This is a genomic window from Bacteroides sp. LFL-34, from assembly GCF_027257075.1.
GTDB lineage: Bacteria > Bacteroidota > Bacteroidia > Bacteroidales > Bacteroidaceae > Bacteroides > Bacteroides ovatus.
Window position 1 is genome coordinate 1 of sequence record NZ_JAPQKZ010000134.1, and the last position, 1,181, is coordinate 1,181.

1 protein-coding gene is annotated in these 1,181 nt (G+C 48.6%); it reads left to right on the forward strand.

Features of this window, described 5'->3' with window-relative positions:
- Positions 1-464 precede the first annotated feature (464 nt).
- Positions 465-1,181, forward strand: a 717-nt coding sequence (locus N5O98_RS27205; protein ID WP_269496260.1) for a ParA family protein, incomplete at its 3' end; no start/stop codon positions are given.

The following is a 1,181-nucleotide window of genomic DNA, read 5'->3' on the forward strand; positions in this document are numbered from 1 at the left end:
AACACACCTTGCTATTTTCTGACGAAAATCGAAATCCGTCACGGACGGATTGGGGTTAGCGTGGAACGGTAAGCCCAGCCATTCACCAGCCCTGTTTTACACCTGCGCCCCCTGCGGTTCGTTACTCCGCTGCAAAGTAACGGTGATTTATAATGCTGTAAAATAGGTGGTTGGTGGACAAAACGGGACAGCGCAGGACAAATCGGGACAAGGTTTTCAGGGGACGTTTTTTCTCCCTTTTTTTGCATCGGATTTCAATATTGAAAGCAAGATTGAAAGAAATATTCCAATCAGGAAAGAATGATTGAAAGCAGGATTTCAATAAAACATGATTGCAGGATTTCAATATTTCAAGAAAGAATGAAAGCAGGAAAACAAGATTGAAATAAAACAGTCTTTCAATATTTCAAGATTGCAATATGGAAAGAATGATTGAAAGCAATAAACAAATCTATCAACCAATAATGAACGGAAGCAATATGGAAAACGAGAAAACACCCCTTTATGTCGCCTTTTCCACACAAAAGGGCGGGGTCGGCAAAACCACCTTTACCGTGCTGGCGGCGAGTTACCTATACTACCTCAAAGGCTACAATGTGGCGGTGGTCGATTGCGACTACCCCCAGCACTCCATTGCCGGGATGCGCAAGCGGGATGCCGAGCAGGTCGGGGCGGATGAAGATTACAAGCGCATGGCGTATGAACAGTTCACCCGGCTGGGGAAGAAAGCCTACCCGGTACTGTGCAGTTCGCCCGAAAAGGCGATTGCAACGGCTGACGGATATATAGCCGCCGGACACGTGCCGGATATAGTGTTTTTCGACCTGCCCGGCACGGTGAACAGCGAGGGCGTGATAAACTCCCTTGCGGGCATGGACTACATTTTCACCCCCATTTCAGCCGACAAGGTGGTGCTGGAAAGCAGCCTGTCGTTCGCAATGGCTATCCAAAAGCTATTAGTGAAGAATGAAGCCTGCCGACTTGCAGGGCTGTACCTCTTTTGGAACATGGTGGACGGTAGGGAGAAAACAGACCTTTACACCGCCTACGACAAGACCATTAAGGAACTGGAACTGCCGCTGATGAAAACCTTTATCCCCGATACCAAACGCTACAAAAAGGAACTGGTGGCGGATAAAAAGGCGGTGTTCCGCTCCACGCTCTTTCCCGCCAGCCGCCCG